The sequence below is a fragment of the Streptomyces sp. NPDC085596 genome (assembly GCF_044541565.1).
Classification (GTDB): domain Bacteria; phylum Actinomycetota; class Actinomycetes; order Streptomycetales; family Streptomycetaceae; genus Streptomyces.
The window spans coordinates 138,940-163,055 of record NZ_JBITTC010000004.1; the positions used below are offsets into that span (position 1 = coordinate 138,940).

Genomic DNA, 24,116 nt, shown 5'->3' on the forward strand with positions numbered 1-24,116 from the left:
TCCTGGTACCGGGGTGTGCGTCGACCTTCGCGCGCGGCATGCGGTACCGCAACGCTTCGGTCCCCTGTTCAGCCCGAGTGCTCCGCCAGACGGTCGAGAAACGTGCCCTGTCCGGAGACCATCAGCGGCCGGGCCTCCTCGGGGGTGAACCAGGCCACCCGGTCCAGCTCGGGGAACTCCTGGACGCGGCCCGAGTGGGGCGGCCACTCCATGGTGAAGGTGCCGGGCGCGATGGTCCCGGGGTCGAGGTCGGCCTCCACCGCCCAGGCGGTGACGATCTTGCCGTTGCGCTGTGTGATCTCGCCCAGCGGCAGTGCCGGGCCGTCCGGCGGGACGAGGCCCAGCTCCTCCTGGAACTCCCGGCGGGCCGCCTCCCAGGCGGGTTCGTCCGGCTCGTGCTCGCCCTTGGGCACCGACCAGGCCCCCTCGTCCTTCTTGGCGAAGAACGGGCCGCCCATATGGCCGAGCAACACCTCCAACCCTCGGCCGGTGTGGCGGAACAACAGCAGTCCCGCGCTGCGCTTCGTCGCACGCACTGTCACGTCTTGACCTCCGGGTGGGCCGCGAGCAGGGCCTCCACGGTATCGGCGTCCTCGGGCCGTTTGTCCTCGCGATAGCGGAGCACCCGCGCGAACCGCAGGGTGACTCCGGCCGGGTAGCGGGTGGAGCGCTGGAGTCCGTCGTAGGCGATCTCCACGACCAGGTCGGGGCGTACGGTCACGCCCCAGCTCTTCTCCTCCACCGCGAGTTCGCCGAGCCGTTCGGTCTGCCAGGCGAGCATCGCGTCCGTCATGCCCTTGAAGGTCTTGCCGAGCATCGCGTAGCCACCGTCGGCCGTGCGGGCGGCCAGGTGGAGGTTGGAGAGCTTGCCGGTGCGGCGGCCGTGGCCCCACTCGGCGGCCAGCACCACCAGGTCGAGGGTGTGCACGGGCTTGACCTTCAGCCAGGACGCGCCGCGTCTGCCCGCGCTGTACGGCGCGTCGAGTCCCTTGGCGACCACGCCCTCGTGCCCGCGCGCCAGGGTCTCGGCCGAGAACTCCTCCGCCGCCGCGGTGTCCTCGGGCCCGGCCACCAGTGCCCGGCGCACCCGCATCGGCTCCGGCACCAGCCGGGCCAGCTCCGCGTGCCGCTCGGCGAAGGGCAGGTCCAGCAGGTCCCGGCCGTCCACCGAGAGGGCGTCGAAGAACACCGGGGAGACCGGGACCTCCTCGGCCGCCCTGGCCACGTCCACCCGCGAGCCGACCCGGCCCGCCGTCTCCTGGAAGGAGCGGGGCCGCCCGTCCGGGCCGAAGGAGATCACCTCGCCGTCCAGCACGAACCGCTCGCCCGGCAGCGCCAGCGCAGCCGACGTCACCTCCGGCAGCCGGTCGGTGATGTCGTCCAGCGTCCGGGTGTACACCCGCACCTCGTCACCGTCCCGGTGCACCTGTACGCGGATGCCGTCGAGCTTCTCCTCCACCGCGCACGCCCCGAGCTTCTCCACCGCCTCCGAGACCGAGGAGGCGCTGCGCGCCAGCATCGGCAGCACCGGGCACCCCACCGTGAGCCGGAACCGGTCCAGCGCGCCGGGCCCTTCGGCCAGCAGCGCCTGGGCGACCGTCTGGAGCGACCCGGCCAGCATCACCGCCCGCCGCACCGTGGCAGGGTTGGCGTCCGTGGCACGGGCCAGCCCCTCCACGGCGAGCGCGTCCAGGGCGCCCTGGCGGACCTCGCCGGTCAGCAGGCCCCGCAGGAAGCGCTGTTCGTCCTCGGTGGCCGCGCCCATCAGCTCCCGGACGATCCGCGCCCGCTCGGCCTGCGCACCGGTCCCGGACACCGCGCCCAGCTCGCTCAGCAGGGTGTCCACCCCGCGCACGGTGAGCGTGGGCTCGTCAGCGGGCGGCACCGCGCGGCTCAGCACCTTCCAGCCGACGCCGAGCCGGCCCTGCGGCAGCCGTCCCGCGAGATACGGGATGACCACCGGAACGTCGTCCGGTTCCGCGTCCCGGAACAGCTCCGCGAGCAGATCGGTCTTGCGGGTCCGGGACGCCGTAGCGGCGACCTGACCCGACACCTCCGCGAGCCGGGTGAGCAGCATGCAGCAATGGTGCACCGCCAAGGCCCCGCTCACACCTGCCGGATTGACAAACGGCGTTGCCGAATCTGCAATACAGGCATGAGTGAGACGAGCGACGCGGGCGCGGAGAGCACCGACGAGGTGCTGGCCGCCGTGGGCCCGAGGCTGCGCCGCATCCGCAAGGAGCGGGACGTGACCCTGGCCGCGCTGTCGGAGACGACCGGCATCTCGGTCAGCACCCTCTCCCGGCTGGAGTCCGGGCTGCGCCGGCCCAGCCTGGAACTGCTGCTGCCCATCGCCCAGGCCCACCGGGTCCCGCTGGACGAACTGGTCGGCGCCCCGCCGGTCGGTGACCCGAGGGTGCGGACCGAGCCGGTCAAGCGGGACGGCCGCACCTTCTATCCCCTCACCCGGCGCCCTGGCGGTCTCCAGGCGTACAAGGTGCTAGAACCGCGCCGGGACCGGCAGCCCGACCCGCGCACCCACGAGGGCTACGAGTGGCTGTACGTCCTCTCCGGGCGCCTCCGGCTGGTCCTCGGCGACCACGACGTGGTGCTGGGGCCGGGCGAGGCCGCCGAGTTCGACACCCGCGTACCGCACTGGTTCGGGTCGGCGGGGGACGGGCCCGTGGAGTTCCTGAGCCTGTTCGGGCCGCAGGGCGAGCGGATGCATCTGCGGGCACGGGCCGGGCGGCGGGCCGAGGGGGAGGGCTGACGGATTCCGGGGCCGGTGGACTGTTCTCCCGGCGGCTGTTCCCTGATCGGCAAGCGACCGCTTAGTATGCCGGGGACCCGGTGAAGACGACGCAGTCCCGTGGAGGCCCGGCATGCAGGCATGGCAAGTGCGCGAGAACGGCGAGCCGCGCGAGGTGATGCGCCTGGCGGAGGTGGAACGTCCCACGCCCGGCGAGGGCCAGGTGCTCTTGCGTGTGCGCGCCGCCAACGTCAACTTCCCGGACGCCCTGCTCTGCCGGGGCCAGTACCAGATCCGGCCCCCGCTGCCCTTCACCCCCGGCGTGGAGATCTGCGGCGAGACCGAGGACGGCCGCCGCGTCATCGCCAACCCGGCGCTGCCGTACGGCGGTTTCGCCGAGTACGCGCTCGCCGACGCCCGCGCGCTGCTGCCCGCGCCCGACGCGCTGGACGACGCCGAGGCCGCCGCCCTGCACATCGGCTACCAGACCGGCTGGTTCGGCCTGCACCGCCGGGCTCACCTGGAGGCGGGGGAGACCCTGCTCGTACACGCCGCCGCGGGCGGTGTCGGCAGCGCGGCCGTACAGCTCGGCAAGGCCGCCGGGGCGCGGGTCATCGGCGTCGTCGGCGGCGCCGACAAGGCCGCCGTCGCCCGTGAACTGGGCTGCGACGTGGTGGTGGACCGGCGCGCCGAGGACGTGATCGCCGCCGTCAAGGAGGCCACCGGCGGCAAGGGCGCCGATGTGATCTACGACCCCGTCGGCGGTGAGGCGTACGCGCAGTCCGCCAAGCTCGTCGCCTTCGAGGGACGGATCGTGGTCGTCGGCTTCGCGTCCGGCGCCATCCCGAGCCCCGCACTCAACCACGCCCTGGTGAAGAACTACTCGATCGTGGGCCTCCATTGGGGCCTGTACAACACCAAGAACCCCAAGCTGGTGCTGCGCTGCCACGAGGAGCTGACCGAGCTGGCCGCGCGCGGCGCGATCAAGCCGCTGATCAGCGAGCGTGTCCCGCTCGCCGGGGCCGCCGACGCCGTGCAGCGGGTCGCCGACGGCGTGACCACCGGCCGGATCGCCGTCCTGCCGCAGAACGGAGCCACCGCATGACCGACGCCGGTGAACTGCGCCGCCGCACACAGGAGTTGCTGGCCGCGCACCCGCCCGCCACCACCGACCGGCTCGACTTCCTCCGGGCCCGCTTCGACGCCGGGCTCGCCTGGGTGCACTACCCGGAGGGCCTCGGCGGACTCGGCGCCCCGCGCTCCCTCCAGGCCGTGGTGGACGAGGAGCTGGCCGCCGCCGGCGCCCCCGACAACGACCCGCGCCGCATCGGTATCGGCCTCGGCATGGCCGCCCCGACCGTGCTGCGCTACGGCACCGACGAGCAGAAGGCCCGCTTCCTGCGCCCGCTGTGGACCGGCGAGGAGGTGTGGTGCCAGCTGTTCAGCGAGCCCGGCGCCGGGTCCGACCTCGCGGCCCTGGGTACCCGTGCCGTGCGCGACGGCGACTCCTGGGTGGTCGACGGCCAGAAGGTGTGGACCTCCAGCGCGCATCTGGCCCGCTGGGCCATCCTGATCGCCCGCACCGACCCGGCCGCGCCCAAGCACGCGGGCATCACCTACTTCATCTGCGACATGACCGACCCCGGCGTGGAGGTCCGGCCACTGCGCCAGATCACCGGGGAGGCCGAGTTCAACGAGGTCTTCCTCACCGGCGTCCGCATCCCCGACAGCCGTCGCCTCGGCGAGGTCGGCGACGGCTGGCGGGTCGCCCAGACCACGCTGATGAACGAACGCGTCTCCATCGGCGGCATGCGGCTGCCCCGCGAGGGCGGCATGATCGGCCCCGTGGCGAAGACCTGGCGGGAACGCCCGGAGCTGCGCACCCACGACCTGCACCAACGGCTTCTGAAGCTCTGGGTGGAGGCCGAGGTGTCCCGCCTCACCGCCGAACGCCTGCGCCAGCAGCTCAACGCCGGCCAGCCCGGCTACGAGGGCTCCGGCATGAAGCTCGCCTTCGCCCGCCTCAACCAGGAGATCAGCGGCCTGGAGGTCGAACTCCGGGGCGAGGAAGGGCTTCTCTACGACGACTGGACCATGCGCCGTCCCGAGCTGGTCGACTTCACCGGACGCGACGCCGGGTACCGCTATCTGCGCTCCAAGGGCAACAGCATCGAGGGCGGGACCAGCGAGGTCCTGCTGAACATCGTCGCCGAGCGCGTCCTCGGCCTGCCCGCCGAACCGCGTACCGACAAGGACGTCCCCTGGAAGGACCTGGCCCGATGAGCACGCCGAACGCCGAGCCCGACCTCCTCTACTCCGAGGAGGAGGAGGCGCTGCGCGCCGCCGTCCGCGACCTGCTCACCGACCACTGCGGGCCCGCCGCCGTGATCGCCCGCACCGAGTCGGACACCCCGCACGACCCCGCCCTGTGGAAGCAGCTCGCCGAGGGCATGGGGCTGGCCGGACTGCTGATCCCCGAGGCGCAGGGCGGCCAGGGCGCCACCCACCGCGAAGTCGCCGTCGTACTGGAGGAGTTGGGGCGGGCCGTGGCACCGGTGCCCTACCTCACCAGTGCCGTCGTGGCCACCGAGGCGCTGCTCGCCTGCGACGATGCCGAGCTGCTGGGCCAACTGGCCACCGGCCGCACGGTAGGCGCGCTCGCCGTCTCCCTGACCACGGCACCCGGCGCTGCCTTCGCCGGCGTGCGTGTCGAAGACGGCTCGCTGCACGGTGAGTTGACCTCCGTCGCGGACGCGGTCGCGGCCGACGTGCTGCTGGTCCCTGCCGACGACGGCGACCTGTACGCCGTGGCCGCCGACGCCGTCACCCTCACCCCACAGATCCCGCTCGACCTCACCCGCCCGCTCGCCACCGTCACCCTCGACGGCGCCCCCGCCCGCCGCCTCGGCCCCGCCGAACCCGCCGTACGACGCGCTCTACGGGCCGGTGCGGGGCTGCTCGCCTCCGAGCAACTGGGGATCGCGGACTGGTCGTTGACCGAGACCGTGCGCTATCTGAAGGAGCGCAAGCAGTTCAACCGGCCGGTCGGCGGATTCCAGGCGCTCAAGCACCGGCTCGCCCAGCTGTGGCTGGAGGTGGTCAGCCTCCGCGCGGCCGCCCGCGCCGCCGCCGACGCGCTCACCACGGGCCACGGCGCCGACCTCACGGTCGCCGTCGCCCAGTCCTACGCCGCCCCCGTCGCCGTCCGCGCCACCGAGGAGGCGCTGCAACTGCACGGCGGGCTCGGCATGACCTGGGAACACCCCGTGCACCTGTACCTGAAGCGGGCCAAGGCGGACTCCCTCGCCTACGGCACCGCGGGCGCCCACCGCGAGGCCCTCGCCGGACTGGCGGACCTCCCGGTTCCCACGTCCGGCTGACACCACCCTTACGGGGGACACGTCAGCGACCCGGAACAACCCTCCGCTACGCCACACTTGCGGCCGAACGCCGCACACCGGGCGTGGCGGAGGAGGTTCCGATGGCTGTTTCCATCTCAGTGGTGCTGCTGCTCCTGATCCTGGCCGTGGTCTTCATGCGCAACGGCGCGCTGAAGATCTCGCACGCCCTGGTCTGCATGATGCTCGGCTTCTACCTGGCCAGCACCAGCATGGCCCCCACCATCAGCAGCGGCCTCACGGCCACGGCGGACCTGGTGAGCGGCCTGCGGCCGTGACGCGGGCCCGCTAGGAGTCGATCACGCGGGAGCGGATCAGGAAGCGGACGCCCTCCGGGGCCTCCAGGGAGAAGCCGCTGCCCCGGCCGGGGACCACGTCCACGATCAGACGGGTGTGACTCCAGAGGCCGAACTGCGACTTCGACATCCAGAAGCCGACCGGTTCCGGGACGCCGTCCACGGTCAGCTCGGCCAGGAGGACATCGGAGCCGCCGGTGCGGAACTCGCCCTCGGGGTAGCACATCGGGGCGCTGCCGTCGCAGCAGCCGCCGGACTGGTGGAACATCAGCGGACCGTGCTGCTCACGCAGCTTCCGCACCAGTCCAGCCGCCTCGGGCGTGAACTCGACACGCCGGCTCTCTTGCGTTTCCACGTTCACCGTCCAGGAAGAGCGGGGCGTCCGACACCCCCAGTCTGGGCGCTCGCCGGAAGGCAGTCCAGCGGTCAGCGATGGCTGAGCACGTTCACCACCCGGCCGCCGGGGTCCATGACGTCTCCTTCGCCGGGCTGGGCACGCGAACGGCCGTGGCCGGTCCCGGTGGGGGAGGGACCGGCCACGGCCGCAGTGTGTCAGTTCTTGGTCTTTGGCTTGGCCGGCTTCGGCGCGCCGGCGGCCGCCGGAGGCTCCTGCACGTCCACGTCGCTCGCCCGTACATAGGCCAGTCGGTGGTCGAGCTGGATCTCGTAGTACTCCTCCTGCCCCTTCACCACCGGCGCCGGGGTGTCGCCGAACGAGGACCGGTCGACGTAGGTGCCGTGGACGACGGACTGCGTCACATACCGCTGCCCCTCCTGGATCGTGTACGGCAGCGGCGCCTCCTGCTGCTCGTCCACCCCCTCCGGATACGCCGACTCCTCCGGGAGCGCCCGCCCGAACACCGGGATCTCCTGGCGAGACTCCTTCGGCGTCACCGTCCGGGCCCGCTCGCCCACGGCGGTCGGGTGGTCCTTCGGGTTCTTGAACCACGCCTTGTGGCCCTGGAACCAGATCGCCGTCCAGTCACCGCTGCGGTCGGCCACCGCGAACGTCTGGCCCGCCGACACCCGCGACCCCAGGTCGTTGACGTCCACCGTGGTGTCGTCGCCGTCCGGCTTCCGGCCGGGGTCCTGGATCAGCGCGGAGTCCTCGCTCGGCTCGGTGTGCAGCCGGACCGCGCTGGAACCGTGCGGCGCGCACTTCTCGCCGCTCTCCACGCACCCGGTGAACACCGGCTTGTGCTTGGCGTACTCCGGAAGGATCATCACCGTGTCGCTGTCCGGGCCGGCCGTCGCCTTCAGCGGGGCGCCGAGCAGGTCGAAGTAGTGCCGCCAGTCCCAGAACGGACCCGGGTCGTCGTGCATGTCCGGGATGGTGTCCTCGGTCGGCGCGGGCACATTGTCGTGGCCGAAGATGTGCTGACGGTCCAGCGGGATGTCGTACTTCTTGGTCAGGTACTTCACCAGCCGGGCGGAGGAACGATACATCTGCTCCGTGTACCAGGCGTCCGGCTGCCGCAGGAAGCCCTCGTGCTCGATGCCGATCGAGCGGCCGTTCACGAACTGGCTCCCCGAGTGCCAGGCCGCGTCCTTGGTCTTGACGTGCTGGGTGACACTGCCGTCGCTGGAGCGGATCGAGTAGTGCCAGGACGCCTCCGTCGGGTCCTGGACGGTCAGCAGCATCGAGGCCAGCGGCGCCTCGGTGTCATGGATGACGATGTACTCGATCCGCTGGTCCTTGGGCCGGTCGGCCAGGTCGTGGTTGCCGTACGCCTCGTCGTCGATCCTGACGTACGGCGCGCTCAGCCAGGAACACGACAGCTCCGCCGGGCACTCCACGTTCTTCGAGCGGGACGAGCCCGCCGCTCCGGCGTGCGGGCGCACCTTGGGGCTCGCGGCCAGGACGACGTGCTGACCGGCGTCGGTGACGCGGTCCGCACCCCGGCGGATGATGTCGAAGACATCGTTGGCATAGGCCGCCGCCGAGCCGGCGTCGCTGGTGCCCGGGAAACGCGACACCGCGTCCCACCAGTCGGCCGGGTCGTTGCTGAGCGGCTTGCCCAGCCCTCGCTGGGCCGCCGCGAGCAGTGCCGCGCCGCCGCGCACATTGGCGGCGTCGTCCGTGCGCAGCCGCTCCACCGGAAGACCGACCAGATCGGCCGCCCGCCGCAGATCCGCCGAGCGCTGTGCGTCCTCGGCCGCCTTCTGCGCCGGGGACGGGCTGGCCTTCTGCACCTTCGGATGGGGCGTCACATGGTGCGGGGGTGTCGCGGCCGGCGGTCCGGCCGAGTCCACCAGGTGCATCGGCCCGTAGCCGCCGATGACGCTGGGGGCGCCCTGGTGGGAGTCCCACCGCGACTGGAGATAGGACACCCCCATCAGCACACTGCGGGGGACACGGAACTCGTCCGCCGCGGCCGTGTAGTCGTCCTGGAGGCGTTGGTCGGGGGGTCCGCCCGAGTCGTCCGAGCGGTCGATCAGCAAGGGCACCAGAAGCGCCGCCGACGCGGCGGTCACGCAGACGATCCGCCGATGCCCGCGCATGGCACTGGACAGGCGGGGGGCGACGCGTTTTCTCATACGGGTGGCTCCAACGAGGTTCGGCGCGGCCTGGACATGCGGCCAGGGCGCGAACCAGGGCGCGCCCCGCATGTCACCCCGCTCACGTTTCCTTGCCTCGCGCGCCGCGTCGCGCCGAGCGTCACTGGCGTGGACCAGCCCCCGCGCTCAGGCCACCCGGTCGGCGGCAGCGGAGGCCGCCGGGTGGGGGGAGGGCGTTCACTCCTTCTCGACCGGGTCCACCCGCCAGTCGGGGTGGCCGGGCATGGGCGGGGTGTGCGACCCGTACAGCCAAGGGGCCAGAAAGCCCGTCAGGTCCTCGCCCGCCACCTTCGAGGCGAGTCTGACGAAGTCTCGGCTACCGGCCACCCGCCCCCGATACGTCGTCACCCAGGCTTTCTCGACGCGCTCGAAGGTGTCCGCGCCGACCTTCTCCCGCAGCGCGTACAGCACCAGCGCCGAGCCGTCGTAACGCATCTGCCGGAACAGGCCCTCCTCGTGCGGCTCGGCGGGCGCGCCGTCGTCGTGCCGCCACTGGTCGTGCTGCTCGTAGGCCGAACGCATCATGTCCTCCAGGCTCGGACCGCCCCGCGTGTCGGCGTACAGCAGCTCGTAGAAACGGGCGTGACCCTCGCTCAGCCACAGGTCGGACCAGCGGCGGATCGCCACGCTGTCGCCCGTCCAGTGGTGGGTCAGCTCGTGCACGAGATTGCGCTCGGCGGCGACCTGATCCCCCAGCAGATCCGCGCTCGGCACCACCGACAGCGACTGCGTCTCCAGCGCCACCGGCAGCTCGGTGTCGCCCACCAGCACGCCGTAGCGCCGGAACGGGTACGGGCCGAGCCGCTTCTCCAGCCAGGTGAGGTGGTCCGGCGTCAGCGCCCGGTACGCCCTGGTCTCCGCCACCAGCCCCCGTGGCACCACGTCCCGCAGGGGAAGCCCGTGCGGGCCGGTGCCGTCCACCACGTCGAACCGGCCGATGGCCAGCTGGACCAGCTGCGGCGCGACCGGGTGCTCGGAGTCGTACGTCCACCGGACCCGGCCGTCGCGCTGGGGTGCGCGGGTGACGAGCCGGCCGTTGGCCACCGCAGTCAGGCCGGGCGGGGTGGTGACGTGGAAGGTGAACGGCGCCCGCAGGCTGGGGTGGTCGTCCGCCGGGAAGATCATCCGAGCGCCGTTCGGCTGCGGCGACAGCACGGTGCCGTCGGCCGTGGGCACCCAGCCGTAGTCCTGGATCGCATCGGTGCGGTGACGATGCTGCGTGGGGTCGGCGGTGTAGGCGACCCGCACGGTGAAGGCGCGGCTCCGCGCGATCGGCCGCGCCGGGGTCACGACCAGCTCGTCCCCCTTGCGCGCGGTCCTCGCGGGCACGCCGTCGACCGTGACACCGCCCAGGGTGTTGCCCGCGAAGTCGAGGTCGAAGCGGGAGAGGGACTGGGTCGCGGTGGCGCTGATCGTGGTGGCGGCGGCGAACGGCGTCCGGGGCGCCTGCCAGTCGAAGTCCAGCGTGTAGCGGCGGACCGTGTAGCCGCCGTTCCCGTCCAGCGGCATGAGCGGGTCGCCGATGCCGGGGGCGCCGGGGGAGGGGACGTCCGAGGGGCCGGGGGCGGGATGGCCGGGGAGAGCGGGGGTGCGGGGTTCGTCCGAGGACAGGTCGAGCGCGAGGACGACGCCGCCCGTGATCCCGAGGGCACAGGCCAGCGCGAGGGCCGCGCGGCGGTGGCCGCCGTCCCGCCGCGCGCCGTTCTTACGGGGCGTGAGGGTCATGGCGGCACTATGCCAGCGGTCGGGCGGTATGCGGCTTATATGTCTACGTGTTTGTTCAGGCGGCAGGAGTCGGCGTGCTGGAGGGCCGACTGATAAAATTGAGCCCTTTATTACGTATGTTCCCGTGAGACCGTCAGGACAGTGACCTCGGGATGAGGACTCCCCGAGCCGACGCGCTCCGTGCCCCGCGCCGCGTGACCCGGCCGACGCCGTACGCGGCTCTGCTGATCGCGGGCTGCCTCCTGCCGGCGGGTGCGGGACTTCCGGTGCTCTCCGGACCGCCGGCGGCGATCGCCGTTTCCGCTCCCACCGACTCCGCGCTGAAGCCCATCGATCAGGCGGCGCTCCAGTCCGCCGTGGAGCGAGCGGCGCGGGGGCTCAAGGTGCCCGGTGCGGTGGTCCTGCTCCGCACCCCGCAGGGCACCTACCGGGCGACCGTCGGCACGAGCCGGCTCGGCGGCGACCAGGCGCCCACCACGGCCGAGCACTTCCGGATCGCCTCCAACACCAAGACCATGACCTCGGCGCTGATCCTCCTCCTCACCCAGGACGGCAGGCTCCGGCTGACCGACCCGGTGTCCGACTACGTGCCCGGCGTCCCGAACGGCGACCGCATCACCCTCGCCCAACTGCTGAAGATGCGCAGCGGGCTCTACAACTACACCGAGGTCCCCCGGCTCGCCGCCTCCCTGGACGCCGATCCCGCCAAGGCCCGCACCCCACGCGAGATGCTGGCCCTCGCCTTCCAGCACCCGCCGAACTTCGCGCCCGGCGCGTCCTACGAGTACAGCAACACCAACTACGCCCTCCTTGGTCTCGTCGCCGAGAAGGCGGGTGGCAGGCCGCTGGAGCGGCAGTTCCGCGAACGTCTCCTCGCGCCCCTCGGCCTCACGGGCACCTCACTGCCGGGCATCCACGACACCTCCCTGCCCACCCCCTACGCGCACGGCTACATGTACGGCGGTACGGCCTACGCGCTGACCGACCGCCCCTACCCGGCCCGGCTGGAGGCGGCGGCCCGGTCCGGGAAGCTCCAGCCCCTGGACTACACCCACCAGAACCCGTCGTACGCCACCGCGGCCGGAGGCGCCATCTCCACGGCGGACGACCTGGCCACCTGGATCAGGGCCCTGGTGACGGGCAAGGTCCTCGACGCCGCGCACCAACGGCAGTGGCTGCGCAGCCCGCAGGCCGAAGACCCCTCGGACCCGCCCGGCGGGCAGAGCTACGGCTACGGCATCACCCACCAGCGGTTCGGCCCGAACGCCGCGATGTACTACCACGGCGGCGAACTCCCCGGTTTCAACTCCTTCATCGGCCACGACCCGGACCACGACGTCACCCTCGTCATCTGGACCAACCTCACCCTGTCCCCGGGCGGCAACACCACGGCCAACGCCCTGCTGCCGACCGTCCTCAACGAGACCTACGCGGGGCTGTCCCTGCCCACCGACGCCGACTGAGGGCGCGTTCAGTGTCCGCCGGTCATCTGGTCCATCTCCCGGCCCGGTTCGGTGGGGCCGTACAGGGCGGTCGGGTTGTTCGTCTGGAGGGCCCAGTAACGGTCGCCCCAGCTCCAGTGCCACCACTCCGTGGCGTAGTTGACGAGGCCCGCCTCGGACAGAACGGTGGCCAGGATGTTCCGGTTGGCCCCGGCCTCGGGGGTGATGTTCGTGGCCGAGGTGTAGCAGGCTCCCTCGCTCTCCTCCGGGTCGGCGTTCATCCGGGTGCCCAGGTCCAGTTCGTGGCCGTCGACGTCCACCAGGGTCAGGTCCACGGCGGCGCCCGCGCTGTGCGGGGCTATCTCCGGCGGGGAGACGAAGCGGCTGGCCGCCTCCCGGACACGGGCCTGGGTCCAGCCGGGGTTGTCCCGGCCGAGCACGTCGACGTACTCCTCGAAGTAGCGGCGCTGGAGGGCGGGCGGCCGGTACCCCTCGACGAACAGCAGCCGCAGGCCGTTGGGCAGGAGCGACTGGGCGTGCAGCAGGCGGTGGAGGACGCCTTGACGCAGGTGCGCGAAGGCGCCCGCGGCATCATGCTTGCGCGGGTCGACCCGGAGGGCGCCGTGCGCCCGGACGTCGACCAGCGGTTCGCCGCACTCCCGCACCGGGATCGCCGCCACCCGCCGGTCCGACATCAGTACGACGCTCATTCCGTCCCCCAGTCCCAGGTGTCGAAGTAGGCGGCCACACCGGTGCGGCGGGCCTCCCGTACCGCGCCGAGCCGCGCGAAGTCCCGTGGCGGCATCAGCGGCCGCCACTCCGGAAGCGGCAGCACCCGGACCTCGTCGTGCTCACGCGGGTCCAGCACGATGTTCCGGATCTGCCCCTCGTCGAGCCGGCCGCCGTCGAAGACGAGCCCCATCGTGCTGTACGGCCACTCGGCGCCGGGCAGCCCGTACACCGTCGCCAGCAGTCTCGGCGGCCCGCTCAGCTCGATGCCCGTCTCCTCCCGGCACTCCCGGACGGCCGTCTCCCAGGGCCGCTCGCCGGGGTCCATCGTGCCGCCGACCAGTTGCCAGGGGTGGGTCGCGCTGTAGACCCCGTGGAGCTGTACGGGCCGGTCGCTGGTGTCGGTGAAGAGGAGGCAGGCGAAACCGGTGGCCTTCATGACCGTCTCGGCGTACTGCTCCAGCGGCAGCCAGACATGGCCGGTCCTCTCGTCCACCCGGCCCCGGACCGGCGGCTCGGGCCATGTCATCCGCATGGGCGCCAGGCTGCCGCAGAATCCCGAGGCGCGGAAGAGCGCCACCGAAGCGCCGGACACGTCCGCCTCCACGGGCGACACCCGCTCGGCCCGCAGCCGGTCCAGCAGCGCGGTCAGCACCGACCCGGCGTATCCCCGGCGCCGCCACGAGGGATGCGTGGCGACCGCGTGCACCCGCGCCGCCCGCCCCGTGGGCGACGCGGGCTCCGGCAGCACGGGGTGGAGCAGCGCGAGCGCACAGGACGCGAGGGCGCCGTCCGGGGCATCGACGACACAGGCACGGGCGTCGCCACCGGGAGCGAGCCGGGCGGCCAGTTCGGCGCCGGAGCGGACGATCCACTCCTTTGCCAACGGCTCGGCGAGGACGAAGGCGGACCGGAGCCGGACGATGCCCTCCGCGTCGGCGGGCGTGGCGGGCCGTGCGGCGTGCGCGGTGCCGGAGTGCTGGCGGCGGGTGTGCAGGGCCTCACTGTTCACGATGCGTCTCCAAGAGGTGCGACGGGCCGGCCCGGTGCCGAACTCCGCGGAGGAGGCGAGGGGTTGACGCCGGGAACGGGGCGGAGCCGGTCGGCCGTCGTGTCGTGGGCGATCGGGTCGTCCGGCCGCTGGAAGTGCACGGCCAGCCGCTCCCAGGAGCGGTACGCGTCCAGACCGGCCCGGCAGTACGCCACCATCGCGGCGGGGAGCGCGTCCAGCCGGACCCAGGTCATGGCGTCGCAGACGTGCGGCTCCATGAGGCGCGGCTCGCCCGCCCACCGCCGCACCTCGAAGAAGAAGCCGACCCGTGCCTCCCCGCCGGGGGCTCGGTGGTGGACGGTGACGGCGGCGCGTACGTCGGCCCGGTCGATGACGACACCGGTCTCCTCCCGTGCCTCGCGGAGCAGCGCCTCGACCACGTCCTCGTGCGGGCCGTCCAGGTGCCCGGAGGGCAGATGCCAGAGCCCGGCGGCGTACACCGCCCCGGCCCGCCGCGACACCAGCACCTCCGGACCGCTCCCGCTCTCCCGGCGCAGGATCAGATGCACGTCGACCGGCACGGTGTGCCGCTCCCGCCGGGCCCCGGGGATCATGGCGCTCATGCCGGGCACCAGCCCATCTCGGAGTAGGCGCGGCCCGTGCGGATGCCGTCGATGGCCGTGCGGGCGTACGGCACGAGCGGCTCCGGCAGCCGGTCCGGGTCCCACCAGCGCCAGTCGAGACACTTGTCCGGCTCTCTCAGCCACGGTGTCCCCTGCCAGCGGCGGGCGCGGAAGACCAGTTGTACGCGTGGCCGCGCGCTCGGACCGTGCAGCACATGCACCACATGGGCCAGCTCCACATCGCCCGGGTCGATGAGCAGGCCGGCCTCCTCGTGCGCCTCCCGCACCAGGCATGCGACGGCGGACTCCCGCTCGCAGTGCCCGGCCAGAAAATGCCAGGTGGAGCCCGCGAAGACCGCGTCGGGATGGCGGAGGCCGAGCAGTACGCGGCCGTCGTCGTCCTCCGCGTAGAGGTGGACCCCGACGATGTTCAGCTCCGTGCCGCCCGCGTCGGGGGCCTTCGCCGGGCGGGGGATCGCCGGGGTGCGCACAGCCGGGCGGGCCGCGTGGCGCAGGAGGAGTTCACGGGTCCCGGGGGCCAGCCGCAGCCGGTGCAGCATGTCCGGGCGGAACCAGCGCAGCAGCACGCCCTCCGCCAGCCCCACCCCGTCCGGATCGCCGGTCCAGCGGCCGGAGAAGACCTGCACCGGCACGCACAGCCCTTCGGCACCGGTGGCCTCCTCGACGGTGTACGGCTTGAGGTCGGCCGGATCGAGTCCCGGCACCTCCTCGGCCAGTTCACGCCGCAGGGTGTCCTCCAGCGTGCGGTCCCCGGGCTCGCGGCCGCCGCCGAGCAGGGCGAACGCTCCTGGCTCCCAGATGCCCGGAATGTGGTCGCGCAGATGGAGCAGGTAACGGCCCTCGCCGTCGTGGATCAGTGCCGAGGCGTTCACCGGCGCCGGCCTCCCGTCGAGCGCCGCCGCACTCGACTTGGCCCTGAGGCCGGCCGAGTTGAGCTGGTCGAGGGGTAACCAATCGACATCGGGCAGCGGTTCGGACAGGTCGCGGGCCAGGTACAGGGCGAAGGTGAACTCGTAGTGGGCGGGCCCCACGGCCTCGACATGGACCGGGGTGGTCAGGAGCTCCGGGGTCAGGCACAGATCGCCCGGTGCGAGCCGCGTCCGCTCGGTCACCGCCCGCAGCGCCGCCCCCAGCAACGTGCGGTCGCCCGTCCCGGCCCGCGCGCCTGGCGCCACGGGAAGGCTCCCGGCAGGGTCCCGTACCCGCAGGACGCGCCGCTCGCGGTCGATGACGAGCGCGCGGCAGGTGAGGTGCGCGGAACCAGGGGCGAACGTGCTCATGCCGTCGACCTCCTCCATCCGGGTGGCAAGTGAACTGGTGCTCTAAAAACGCGCCGGACACCGGCCTTGTTACGGCTCCGGCGAGGCAAATTCCGGAACATGTGTTCCCGTCGCCCGCCCGGCCCGGCGCGCCAAGGGTTGCCGTTCCCAAATTCGTTCGATCGAGGGAGGTGGAGTGCGATCAACGGGTCCGCCATGTCACGATAAGTAGCAAATGTGACCATCCTCCACGCCGAGGAGGTAATCGGCATGACGGAGACCTACCACGGTCAGGCCGCCCTGGAGGGCTTCCTCGACATGTGGACCACCGGTACCACCGCCGGCCGCCGCGCCCCCGTGCTGCGCAGGCCGGGCGAGGTGGGTCTTGAGTACGAGGACGTGTTCTTCCCGTCCATGGACGGGGTCCCGCTCGACGGCTGGTTCATCCCCGCCGACTCGGACAAGCTCGTCATCCAGAACCATTTCCTGCCGGGGAACCGGTATGGATATCCAGGCCAGTTGCCTGAATTCGGTGGCCTCGGCGGATTCGAGGTGAATTTCCTCCCCGAGTTCAAGGCCCTGCACGACGCCGGCTACAACATCCTCTGCTACGACATCCGGAACTTCGGCCTCAGCGGGGCCGGAAACGGTGACACCGTGGGCATCGGGCTGCTGGAGTACCGGGACGTGATCGGCTCGGTGCGCTACGCGAGGTCCCGGCCCGACACCAAGGACATGACGACGGTGCTGCTCAGCGTGTGCCTGGGTGCCGACTCGACCTGCGTCGCCATGGCCAGGCACCCCGAGGATTTCGAGGACATCCCCTCGCTCATCCTCCTTCAGCCGGTCTCGGGCAGTTACATCATCGAGGAATTCGTCAAGGCGAACGACATCCCGGACGGATACGCCCGCTTCGACAAAGGACTCGTCGAGCGGACCGGATTCCACCTGGCCGAGCAGTCACCGCTCGAATACGCCAAGTCGATCCACATCCCCACCCTCGTCGCCCAGGTACACCACGACTCGATGACCCGCCCCGAGGACGTGCAGTCGATCTACGACGCCATTCCGGCCGAAGACAAGAAACTCGTGTGGATCGAGGGCACGACCAGGCGCTTCGACGGCTACAACTACTTCGGCGAGCACCCCGAAGTGGCGATCGAGTGGTTCGACTCGCACCTGTCGTAGCCGCACCAGGGCACTCACCCTCAGGCAGCCGCTCCCGGGGCGGCTGCCTTTTCCGTGTCCGCGCACGCCGCTCCCGTCAGAGTCCCGTCAAAGCCGTGGCCATGGCCGTATGAGGGGCGTCAACGCGGGGCCCGGACCGGCCGGAGCAGGGGTTTCCTCGAGGGGTTCCCCTTTCGATCCCGAGTCCGTTCAGGAGTCCCAAGATGGCCGACCTGGCCTTCGTCGTCACCGTGCTCGCGGCCTTCGCGCTGGTGGCACTCGTCGCCAAGGGGGTGACGAAGCTGTGACCGCCGAGAACGTCGTCGGCCTGGTCGTGGCCGTCGCCCTGCTGGGCTATCTCGTCCTCGCCCTGATCTTCCCGGAGAGGTTCTGAGAGCCGGCATGGGTTCCGTACTCGCGGGCGTGCTCCAACTGCTCGCCCTCATCGCCGCGCTGGCCCTCGTCCACGCGCCCGCCGGAAACTACATGGCCAAGGTGTACTCCTCGCACCGGCATCTGCGGGCCGAGCGGTGGATCTACCGGGCCATCGGCGCCGACCCCGACACCGGGATGCGCTGGCCCGCGTATCTGCGCGGAGTACTCGCCTTCTCCCTGGCCGGTGTCCTCTTCCTCTACCTGCTCCAGCGGCTCCAGGGGGTGCTGCCCGGCTCGCTCGGCTTCTCCTCGGTGAACCCGGCACAGTCCTTCAACACGGCCGTCTCCTTCGTCACCAACACCAACTGGCAGTCGTACTACGGCGAACAGACCATGGGCCATGTCGTGCAGACGGCGGGGCTCGCGGTGCAGAACTTCGTGTCCGCCGCCGTGGGCATGGCGGTCGCGGTCGCCCTGGTGCGCGGCTTCGCCCGGTCGCGCACCGGCGAGCTGGGCAACTTCTGGACCGACCTGGTGCGCGGCACGCTGCGTGTCCTGGTCCCGGCGGCGGTGCTGGGCGCGCTGGTCCTGGTCGCCTGTGGGGTGATCCAGAACTTCTCCGGTATCCACGAGGTCGGCCAGTTCACCGGCGGCACCCAGCAGTGGAACGGTGGCGCGGTCGCCTCCCAGGAGGCCATCAAGGAGCTGGGCACCAACGGTGGCGGCTACTTCAACGCCAACAGTGCCCACCCCTTCGAGAACCCGACCCCCTTCACCAACCTGTTCGAGATCTTCCTGATCCTCGTCATCCCGTTCTCGCTGACCCGCACCTTCGGCCTGATGGTCGGCAGCGTCCGGCAGGGCTACGCGATCCTCGCCGCCATGGCCACCATCTGGCTGGGCTTCACCGCCCTGATGATGTGGGCCGAGTTCAGCCACCACGGCCCGGCGCTCCAGGCCGCCGGCGGCGCGATGGAGGGCAAGGAGGTCCGCTTCGGCGTCGGCGGCTCCGCGCTCTTCGCGGTGTCCACCACGCTCACCTCCACCGGCGCCGTGGACTCCTTCCACTCCTCCTTCACCGGGCTCGGCGGTGGTATCGCGATGCTCGGCATGATGCTGGGCGAGATCGCGCCCGGCGGCACCGGCTCCGGGCTGTACGGCATGCTGATCATGGCCGTGATCGCGGTGTTCCTCGCCGGTCTGATGGTCGGCCGCACCCCCGAGTACCTGGGCAAGAAGATCGGCGCGCGCGAGATGAAGCTCGCCGCCTGCTACATCCTGGTCACCCCCGCGCTGGTCCTCGTCCTCACCGCGGCCTCGATGGCACTGCCGACCCCGCCGCACTCCATGCTCAATCCGGGCGCGCACGGGTTCTCCGAGGTGCTGTACGCCTTCACCTCGGCCGCCAACAACAACGGCTCGGCCTTCGCCGGGCTGAACGCCGACACCGACTGGTTCAACACCACGACCGGTCTCGCCATGCTGCTGGGCCGCTTCCTGCCGATGGTGTTCGTCCTCGCACTGGCCGGCTCGCTCGCCGCGCAGCGGCCCGTCCCGGCCGGTGCGGGCACCCTGCGCACCGAGAAACCGCTGTTCGCGGGCCTGCTGGTCGGGGCGATCCTGATCATCACCGGCCTGACGTACTTCCCGGCGCTGGCGCTGGGACCGCTCGCCGAGGGGCTGGCGTGATGACCGTCCGTACAGACAAGTCAGAGGACTCGATGTCCACAGCTACTCCCGTCGGGGCGCCGCACAGCGATGTGCCCGCCGGTCACCAGCCCGCGGACGGACGCGTCGGCGCGGGCCTGTTCGATCCCCGGCAGCTGGTCAGATCGCTGCCGGACGCCTTCCGCAAGCTCGATCCGCGCGTCATGGTCAAGTCGCCCGTGATGTTCGTGGTGTGGATCGGCTCCGTGCTCACCACGGTGTTCTCCTGCACCGACCCCACCGACTGGTTCGGCTGGACGATCAGCGCCTGGCTGTGGCTGACCGTGCTCTTCGCCAACCTCGCCGAGGCGGTCGCCGAGGGGCGGGGCAAGGCGCAGGCCGACACCCTGCGCAGGGCCAGGGCGGACACCGTCGCCCGCCGACTGACCGGGGCCGCCGAGGAGCAGGTGTCCGGCACCGCACTGCGCGTCGGTGACCTGGTGGTCTGCGAGCCGGGCGATGTCATCCCCGGTGACGGCGATGTCGTGGAGGGGGTCGCCTCGGTGGACGAGTCCGCGATCACGGGCGAGTCGGCGCCGGTCATCCGGGAGTCCGGAGGGGACCGCAGCGCCGTCACGGGCGGCACCAAGGTGCTCTCCGACCGGATCGTCATCCGGATCACGACCCGGCCGGGGGAGACCTTCATCGACCGGATGATCGGACTGGTGGAGGGCGCGGCCCGGCAGCGCACGCCCAACGAGATCGCGCTGAACATCCTGCTCGCCTCGCTCACCATCGTCTTCCTGCTGGCCTGCGCCACGCTGCCGCCCTTCGCCGCCTTCGCGGGCACCCGGCTCACGATGGTCGTGCTGGTCGCCCTGCTGGTGTGCCTGATCCCCACCACCATCGGCGCGCTGCTCTCCGCCATCGGCATCGCGGGCATGGACCGCCTGGTCCAGCGCAATGTGCTCGCCATGTCGGGCCGGGCCGTCGAGGCGGCCGGTGATGTGTCGACGCTGCTGCTGGACAAGACCGGCACCATCACCCTCGGCAACCGCAGGGCCGCCGAGTTCGTGCCGGTGGGCGACGCGAGCGAGGCCGAACTCGCGGACGCCGCCCAGCTGTCCTCGCTCGCCGACGAGACCCCCGAGGGCCGTTCCGTCGTCGTCCTGGCCAAGGAGGCGTACGGCCTGCGCGAACGCCACCAGGTCGAGCCGGCCGGCGCCGAGTGGGTCGCGTTCACCGCGCAGACCCGGATGTCCGGCGTCGATGTGGACGGGCGCCGCATCCGCAAGGGCGCGGCGGGCTCGGTACTGCGCTGGGTGCGCGAGCAGGGCGGCACGGTCGCCGAGGACACCGAGCGGACCGCCGACCGGATCTCCCGCGCCGGTGGCACCCCGCTGCTGGTCGCCGTGCGGGACCGGAAGGGTGCCCGCGTGCTGGGCGTCGTCCACCTCAAGGACGTCGTCAAGGAGGGCATGCGGGAACGGTTCGCCGAGCTGCGCCGGATGGGCATCAGGACCGTCATGATCACCGGGGACAACCCGCTGACCGCCCAGGCCATCGCGGAGGAGGCGGGAGTCGACGACTTCCTGGCGGAGGCCACTCCCGAGGACAAGATGGCCCTCATCAAGCGGGAGCAGGCGGGCGGCAAGCTCGTCGCCATGACCGGGGACGGCACCAATGACGCCCCCGCGCTGGCCCAGGCGGACGTCGGCGTGGCCATGAACACCGGCACGTCGGCCGCCAAGGAGGCCGGCAACATGGTGGACCTGGACTCCGACCCGACCAAGCTCATCGAGATCGTCGGGATCGGCAAACAGCTCCTCATCACCCGGGGCGCGCTGACCACGTTCTCCGTCGCCAACGACGTGGCCAAGTACTTCGCCATCATCCCGGCGCTGTTCGCCGCCGTGTATCCGGGCCTCGACCGGCTGAACATCATGCGGCTGGCCTCGCCCGACTCCGCGATCCTCTCGGCCGTCGTCTTCAACGCGCTGATCATCATCGCGCTGGTACCGCTCTCCCTGCGCGGCGTGCGGTACCGGCCGGTCAGCGCCGACCGTCTGCTGCGGCGCAACCTCGCCGTGTACGGCCTCGGCGGCCTCCTCGCGCCCTTCATCGGCATCAAACTCATCGACCTGCTCCTCTCCTTGATCCCAGGGATCGGCTGACCATGAACAACTCCCTCACCGGCAGAGCCCGTTCGCTGGGTGCGGGCCTGCGCGCCCTGCTCGTCCTCACCCTCGTCACCGGCGTCCTCTACCCCTTCGCCATGACCGGCGTCGCCCAACTCCTCTTCCCAGAGCGGGCGAACGGCTCCGAAACCCGGGCGGACGGTCGGGTCGTCGGCTCCTCCCTCATCGGGCAGTCGTACGCGCTGCCGCAGAAGAAGGGACAGGAGACGCCGGAGCCGGACCTCAGGTGGTTCCAGGGGCGCCCGGCGGCCGGCCTCGGCACCAACAGCGAGAACACCCGCTACTCGCTGCTGCTGTCCGGCGCCACCAACCTCGCGGCCGACAGCAAGGTCCTGGTCCAGCGGGTGCGGGCCGCCAAGGCCGCGGTCGTCAGGGACAACTCCGTACCCGGCCACGCTGTGAGCCCGGCCGACGTCCCCGCCGACGCGGTCACCTCCTCCGGCTCCGGCCTCGACCCGGACATCTCCCCTCGGTACGCCCGGCTCCAGACCAACCGCGTCGCCGCCAGGAACCACCTCCCCGTGGCCGAGGTGGCCCGGCTCGTCCGCGCCCACATCGAGGGCCCCACCCTCGGCTTCCTGGGTGAACCCCGCGTCAACGTGCTGGAGTTGAACATCGCGCTCAAGGACCTGGCGGCCCGGCGCTGACGACGTGCAGCGTGTCGGCGGTGTCCGGAAGCCGCACCGGAACCACCGACTCCCGCCCGGATGACGTAGGTTGCTGCCGTTGATCCGGCGTACGACAGGAGGGCGCGCGTCCATGACACGGGTGCTCGTGGTGGAGGACGACCCGCAGCTCGTACGGGCCCTCGTGATCAACCTCCAGGCCCGCCGGTACGCCGTCGACGCCGCCCCGGACGGTGCCACCGCGCTCCGGCTCGCGGCCGCCCGCAGTCCGGACGTGGTCGTGCTCGACCTCGGGCTGCCCGACATGGACGGCGCCGACGTCATAAGGTCCCTGCGCGGCGGCCGCAGCCGTGTCCCGATCCTCGTCCTCTCCGCCCGGCAGGCATCCGAGGAGAAGGTCGCCGCGCTGGACGCCGGGGCCGACGACTACGTCACCAAGCCGTTCAGCATGGACGAACTGCTCGCCCGGCTGCGCGCAGCCGTCCGCCGCGCCGAGGCCGCCCGGACCGCCCCGGAGACCACGACGGTGCGGACGGCCGGCTTCACCCTCGACCTGGCCGCCAAGAAGGCCGTGCGCGACGGCAGGGACATCCGCCTCACCCCGACCGAATGGCATCTGCTGGAGATCCTCGTCACCAGCCCCGGCCGCCTGGTCAGCCAGAAGCACCTGCTGCGCGAGGTCTGGGGCGTCTCCCTCAGTGACAAGACCAACTACCTGCGCGTCTACATGGCCCAGCTCCGCCGCAAGCTGGAGGCGGACCCCTCCCACCCGCGCCATCTCATCACCGAGCCCGGTATGGGCTACCGCTTCGAGGGCTGAACCACCTTCGAGGGGCACCGCGTCGTCGCGCCCGGGTCCGGATGGGTGAATGATGTCACCCGGACTGGTCACGCCCGGATCTTCGCACTGAGTATGCTCATCCAATGTTGTCGGTCGACAACTTCTGACGGCGGGCGGCACGAGCGGAGCGGAAAGGGCGGGACCATGGTGACGTCGCGGGCTGATGCCGATGAGCTGATGCCGGTGACCGTGGACGGGATCGACACGGAGTGGGACGAGCGACAGCCGTCGGTCCTCCTGGTCGAGGACGATGCCGGCGACGCGCTGCTGGTCGAGGAACTGGTCGCCGACAGCGCCCTGAAGATGCGCCTGCGCTGGGTGCGCTCGATGGCCGAGGCCGCCGAGGTGCTCTCCGCCGAGCGCCCCGACTGCGTCCTGCTCGACCTGCACCTGCCCGACGCGAGCGGCCTCGAAGCGGTCTCCCTGGTCAAGGCGCGCGCCGACCAGGTGGCGATCGTCGTCCTCACCGGCCTGGCCGAGGAGCAGACCGGGCTCGCCGCGGTCACCGCCGGAGCCCAGGACTACCTGGTCAAGGGCCGCGTCGAACCCGAGCTCTTCGGGCGCGCCGTCCGCTACGCGATCCAGCGCAAGCAGGCAGAACAGTCCGCGGTGGCGCTCCAGGCCAGCCTGATGCAGGCCCAGGAGAACGCCCGCCTGGAACGCGGACTGCTGCCCCGCCCGCTGCTGCGCGCCGACGGCGTCCAGGTCGTCGCCCGCTACCGCCCCGGCCGCGCCCAGGCCCTGCTCGGCGGCGACTTCTACGACATCGTGCAGAGCGCCGACGGCACCGTCCACGCCGTGGTCGGGGACGTCTCCGGCCACGGACCGGACGAGGCCGCCCTCGGGGTCGCTCTGCGGATAGCCTGGCGCACACTGGTCCTCAGCGGTATCACCGGTGCCGAGCAGGTGGGCCGCCTGGAGGAGATCCTGGTCGCCGAGCGCGCCCGGGACGAGGTCTTCGCCACCCTGGTCAGCCTGTCCGCCGTACCCGGCGAGCACCGGGCCAGCGTGGTGCGGGCCGGCCATCACGGGCTGCTCCGGCGCGGCGGCGGGGACGTGGACTGGGTCGAGGTGCCGGGCGGGCCCGCGCTGGGCCTGGTCCCCGGCGGCGCGCGCTGGCCGACCGCGGAACTGCCGGTGCCACCGGGCGCCTCCGTCGTCCTCTTCACCGACGGCCTCTTCGAGGGGCACGTCAGCCACGGCCCGCAGCGGCTCGGCGAGGAGGGGCTGCTCCAACTCGCCCGCGACGCGGCCGGACTGGCGCCCGAAGAGTTCGTGGACCGGCTGATCGACGAGGCCGAGGGGCTGGCCGAGGAACGCGGCGGCCTCGCGGACGACGTGGCCGTGGTCCATGTGGGCTGGAACTGAGAACGTTGAGACGAGAGAAACGAGTGGGACGCGTGAGTGACGAAGCGGTTCGGAGCACAGGGTGAACAACGTCACGGGCAAGCCGTGGACCGGACGCCGTCT

At 71.9% G+C, this 24,116-nt stretch carries 22 protein-coding genes; 13 read left to right on the plus strand and 9 right to left on the minus strand.

Translation table 11 applies throughout. From position 1 onward, the window contains the following. Positions 1-68: 68 nt before the first annotated feature. Positions 69-542, minus strand: a complete 474-nt coding sequence (locus tag ACIGA3_RS13785; RefSeq protein ID WP_399714357.1) for an NUDIX domain-containing protein — start codon at positions 540-542, stop codon at positions 69-71. Beyond that, entirely contained in the window at positions 539-2,077 is a 1,539-nt protein-coding gene (locus tag ACIGA3_RS13790; RefSeq protein ID WP_399714359.1) for an ATP-dependent DNA ligase, read from the minus strand. The genes ACIGA3_RS13785 and ACIGA3_RS13790 overlap by 4 nt, the downstream gene beginning before the upstream one ends. Before the next feature lie 78 nt (positions 2,078-2,155). Between ACIGA3_RS13790 and ACIGA3_RS13795 the strand changes: the two genes are divergently transcribed. The 5 genes from ACIGA3_RS13795 to ACIGA3_RS13815 all read left to right on the plus strand — a co-directional run bounded on the left by ACIGA3_RS13795 (position 2,156) and on the right by ACIGA3_RS13815 (position 6,425). After that, on the plus strand, positions 2,156-2,770 hold the full coding sequence (locus tag ACIGA3_RS13795; RefSeq protein WP_399714361.1) for a helix-turn-helix domain-containing protein: 615 nt from the start codon (positions 2,156-2,158) through the stop codon (positions 2,768-2,770). Positions 2,771-2,882: 112 nt separating this feature from the next. Next, on the plus strand, positions 2,883-3,854 hold the full coding sequence (locus tag ACIGA3_RS13800; protein WP_399714363.1) for an NADPH:quinone oxidoreductase family protein: 972 nt from the start codon (positions 2,883-2,885) through the stop codon (positions 3,852-3,854). After that, on the plus strand, positions 3,851-5,032 hold the full coding sequence (locus tag ACIGA3_RS13805) for an acyl-CoA dehydrogenase family protein (RefSeq protein WP_399714365.1): 1,182 nt from the start codon (positions 3,851-3,853) through the stop codon (positions 5,030-5,032). The genes ACIGA3_RS13800 and ACIGA3_RS13805 overlap by 4 nt, the downstream gene beginning before the upstream one ends. After that, positions 5,029-6,129 (plus strand): acyl-CoA dehydrogenase family protein, encoded by a 1,101-nt coding sequence (locus tag ACIGA3_RS13810; protein ID WP_399714368.1) that lies wholly within the window; start codon positions 5,029-5,031, stop codon positions 6,127-6,129. The genes ACIGA3_RS13805 and ACIGA3_RS13810 overlap by 4 nt, the downstream gene beginning before the upstream one ends. A 101-nt stretch (positions 6,130-6,230) precedes the next feature. Beyond that, a complete protein-coding gene (locus tag ACIGA3_RS13815; RefSeq protein WP_399714371.1) occupies positions 6,231-6,425 on the plus strand; it encodes a hypothetical protein in 195 nt (64 codons plus the stop codon). 10 nt (positions 6,426-6,435) lie between these two features. On the opposite strand, the gene ACIGA3_RS13820 is transcribed toward ACIGA3_RS13815, so the two are convergent. The 3 genes from ACIGA3_RS13820 to ACIGA3_RS13830 all read right to left on the minus strand — a co-directional run bounded on the left by ACIGA3_RS13820 (position 6,436) and on the right by ACIGA3_RS13830 (position 10,727). After that, positions 6,436-6,798, minus strand: coding sequence for a DUF779 domain-containing protein (locus ACIGA3_RS13820; RefSeq protein ID WP_399714372.1), 363 nt, complete (start codon positions 6,796-6,798; stop codon positions 6,436-6,438). 197 nt (positions 6,799-6,995) lie between these two features. Further along, a complete protein-coding gene (locus tag ACIGA3_RS13825; protein WP_399714375.1) occupies positions 6,996-8,981 on the minus strand; it encodes an N-acetylmuramoyl-L-alanine amidase in 1,986 nt (661 codons plus the stop codon). Positions 8,982-9,179: 198 nt separating this feature from the next. Continuing rightward, the gene (locus tag ACIGA3_RS13830; RefSeq protein ID WP_399714378.1) at positions 9,180-10,727 is read right to left on the minus strand and encodes a M1 family metallopeptidase; all 1,548 of its coding nucleotides are present in this window, start codon (positions 10,725-10,727) and stop codon (positions 9,180-9,182) included. Positions 10,728-10,879: 152 nt separating this feature from the next. On the opposite strand from ACIGA3_RS13830, the gene ACIGA3_RS13835 reads away from it, so the two are divergent. Beyond that, positions 10,880-12,190 carry a serine hydrolase domain-containing protein gene (locus tag ACIGA3_RS13835; RefSeq protein ID WP_399714380.1) on the plus strand — a complete coding sequence of 437 codons (1,311 nt, stop codon included), beginning with the start codon at positions 10,880-10,882 and terminating at the stop codon, positions 12,188-12,190. Positions 12,191-12,198: 8 nt separating this feature from the next. On the opposite strand, the gene ACIGA3_RS13840 is transcribed toward ACIGA3_RS13835, so the two are convergent. The 4 genes from ACIGA3_RS13840 to ACIGA3_RS13855 are packed head-to-tail and all read right to left on the minus strand — an operon-like array spanning position 12,199 to position 15,813. After that, on the minus strand, positions 12,199-12,879 hold the full coding sequence (locus ACIGA3_RS13840; RefSeq protein ID WP_399714382.1) for a M15 family metallopeptidase: 681 nt from the start codon (positions 12,877-12,879) through the stop codon (positions 12,199-12,201). Further along, positions 12,876-13,910: a GNAT family N-acetyltransferase gene (locus ACIGA3_RS13845; RefSeq protein ID WP_399714383.1), complete on the minus strand. Its 1,035-nt coding sequence runs from the start codon at positions 13,908-13,910 to the stop codon at positions 12,876-12,878. The genes ACIGA3_RS13840 and ACIGA3_RS13845 overlap by 4 nt, the downstream gene beginning before the upstream one ends. Then, positions 13,907-14,512 carry an NUDIX domain-containing protein gene (locus ACIGA3_RS13850; protein ID WP_399714385.1) on the minus strand — a complete coding sequence of 202 codons (606 nt, stop codon included), beginning with the start codon at positions 14,510-14,512 and terminating at the stop codon, positions 13,907-13,909. Before ACIGA3_RS13850 ends, ACIGA3_RS13845 begins: the two co-directional genes overlap by 4 nt. Beyond that, positions 14,509-15,813 carry an NUDIX domain-containing protein gene (locus ACIGA3_RS13855; protein ID WP_399714387.1) on the minus strand — a complete coding sequence of 435 codons (1,305 nt, stop codon included), beginning with the start codon at positions 15,811-15,813 and terminating at the stop codon, positions 14,509-14,511. The genes ACIGA3_RS13850 and ACIGA3_RS13855 overlap by 4 nt, the downstream gene beginning before the upstream one ends. A gap of 249 nt (positions 15,814-16,062) precedes the next feature. Between ACIGA3_RS13855 and ACIGA3_RS13860 the strand changes: the two genes are divergently transcribed. The 7 genes from ACIGA3_RS13860 (at position 16,063) to ACIGA3_RS13890 (ending at position 24,014) form a co-directional block, all read left to right on the plus strand. Then, complete coding sequence (locus tag ACIGA3_RS13860; protein WP_399714390.1) at positions 16,063-16,980, plus strand: alpha/beta hydrolase family protein; 918 nt, start codon at positions 16,063-16,065, stop codon at positions 16,978-16,980. 283 nt (positions 16,981-17,263) lie between these two features. Then, entirely contained in the window at positions 17,264-17,353 is a 90-nt protein-coding gene (gene kdpF / locus ACIGA3_RS13865) for a K(+)-transporting ATPase subunit F (RefSeq protein WP_009326374.1), read from the plus strand. Between the two features lie 8 nt (positions 17,354-17,361). Next, positions 17,362-19,023: a potassium-transporting ATPase subunit KdpA gene (gene kdpA / locus ACIGA3_RS13870; protein WP_399714393.1), complete on the plus strand. Its 1,662-nt coding sequence runs from the start codon at positions 17,362-17,364 to the stop codon at positions 19,021-19,023. A gap of 32 nt (positions 19,024-19,055) precedes the next feature. Further along, complete coding sequence (gene kdpB, locus ACIGA3_RS13875) at positions 19,056-21,155, plus strand: potassium-transporting ATPase subunit KdpB (protein WP_399715379.1); 2,100 nt, start codon at positions 19,056-19,058, stop codon at positions 21,153-21,155. A 2-nt stretch (positions 21,156-21,157) separates the two neighbouring features. Then, entirely contained in the window at positions 21,158-21,826 is a 669-nt protein-coding gene (locus tag ACIGA3_RS13880; protein ID WP_399714395.1) for a potassium-transporting ATPase subunit C, read from the plus strand. 112 nt (positions 21,827-21,938) lie between these two features. Then, positions 21,939-22,625: a response regulator gene (locus ACIGA3_RS13885; RefSeq protein WP_399714399.1), complete on the plus strand. Its 687-nt coding sequence runs from the start codon at positions 21,939-21,941 to the stop codon at positions 22,623-22,625. Positions 22,626-22,790: 165 nt separating this feature from the next. Continuing rightward, positions 22,791-24,014 carry a PP2C family protein-serine/threonine phosphatase gene (locus ACIGA3_RS13890; RefSeq protein ID WP_399714401.1) on the plus strand — a complete coding sequence of 408 codons (1,224 nt, stop codon included), beginning with the start codon at positions 22,791-22,793 and terminating at the stop codon, positions 24,012-24,014. The last annotated feature ends 102 nt before the right edge of the window (positions 24,015-24,116 follow it).

Coding starts and splice junctions, on each gene's coding strand:
- ACIGA3_RS13790 (WP_399714359.1), bottom strand. CDS start 2,077: ATGCTGCTCACCCGGCTCGCGGAGGTGTCGGGTCAGGTCGCCGCTACG.
- ACIGA3_RS13795 (WP_399714361.1), top strand. CDS start 2,156: ATGAGTGAGACGAGCGACGCGGGCGCGGAGAGCACCGACGAGGTGCTG.
- ACIGA3_RS13800 (WP_399714363.1), top strand. CDS start 2,883: ATGCAGGCATGGCAAGTGCGCGAGAACGGCGAGCCGCGCGAGGTGATG.
- ACIGA3_RS13805 (WP_399714365.1), top strand. CDS start 3,851: ATGACCGACGCCGGTGAACTGCGCCGCCGCACACAGGAGTTGCTGGCC.
- ACIGA3_RS13810 (WP_399714368.1), top strand. CDS start 5,029: ATGAGCACGCCGAACGCCGAGCCCGACCTCCTCTACTCCGAGGAGGAG.
- ACIGA3_RS13815 (WP_399714371.1), top strand. CDS start 6,231: ATGGCTGTTTCCATCTCAGTGGTGCTGCTGCTCCTGATCCTGGCCGTG.
- ACIGA3_RS13825 (WP_399714375.1), bottom strand. CDS start 8,981: ATGAGAAAACGCGTCGCCCCCCGCCTGTCCAGTGCCATGCGCGGGCAT.
- ACIGA3_RS13830 (WP_399714378.1), bottom strand. CDS start 10,727: ATGACCCTCACGCCCCGTAAGAACGGCGCGCGGCGGGACGGCGGCCAC.
- ACIGA3_RS13835 (WP_399714380.1), top strand. CDS start 10,880: ATGAGGACTCCCCGAGCCGACGCGCTCCGTGCCCCGCGCCGCGTGACC.
- ACIGA3_RS13840 (WP_399714382.1), bottom strand. CDS start 12,879: ATGAGCGTCGTACTGATGTCGGACCGGCGGGTGGCGGCGATCCCGGTG.
- ACIGA3_RS13850 (WP_399714385.1), bottom strand. CDS start 14,512: ATGAGCGCCATGATCCCCGGGGCCCGGCGGGAGCGGCACACCGTGCCG.
- ACIGA3_RS13855 (WP_399714387.1), bottom strand. CDS start 15,813: ATGAGCACGTTCGCCCCTGGTTCCGCGCACCTCACCTGCCGCGCGCTC.
- ACIGA3_RS13860 (WP_399714390.1), top strand. CDS start 16,063: ATGACGGAGACCTACCACGGTCAGGCCGCCCTGGAGGGCTTCCTCGAC.
- kdpA (WP_399714393.1), top strand. CDS start 17,362: ATGGGTTCCGTACTCGCGGGCGTGCTCCAACTGCTCGCCCTCATCGCC.
- kdpB (WP_399715379.1), top strand. CDS start 19,056: ATGTCCACAGCTACTCCCGTCGGGGCGCCGCACAGCGATGTGCCCGCC.
- ACIGA3_RS13880 (WP_399714395.1), top strand. CDS start 21,158: ATGAACAACTCCCTCACCGGCAGAGCCCGTTCGCTGGGTGCGGGCCTG.
- ACIGA3_RS13885 (WP_399714399.1), top strand. CDS start 21,939: ATGACACGGGTGCTCGTGGTGGAGGACGACCCGCAGCTCGTACGGGCC.
- ACIGA3_RS13890 (WP_399714401.1), top strand. CDS start 22,791: ATGGTGACGTCGCGGGCTGATGCCGATGAGCTGATGCCGGTGACCGTG.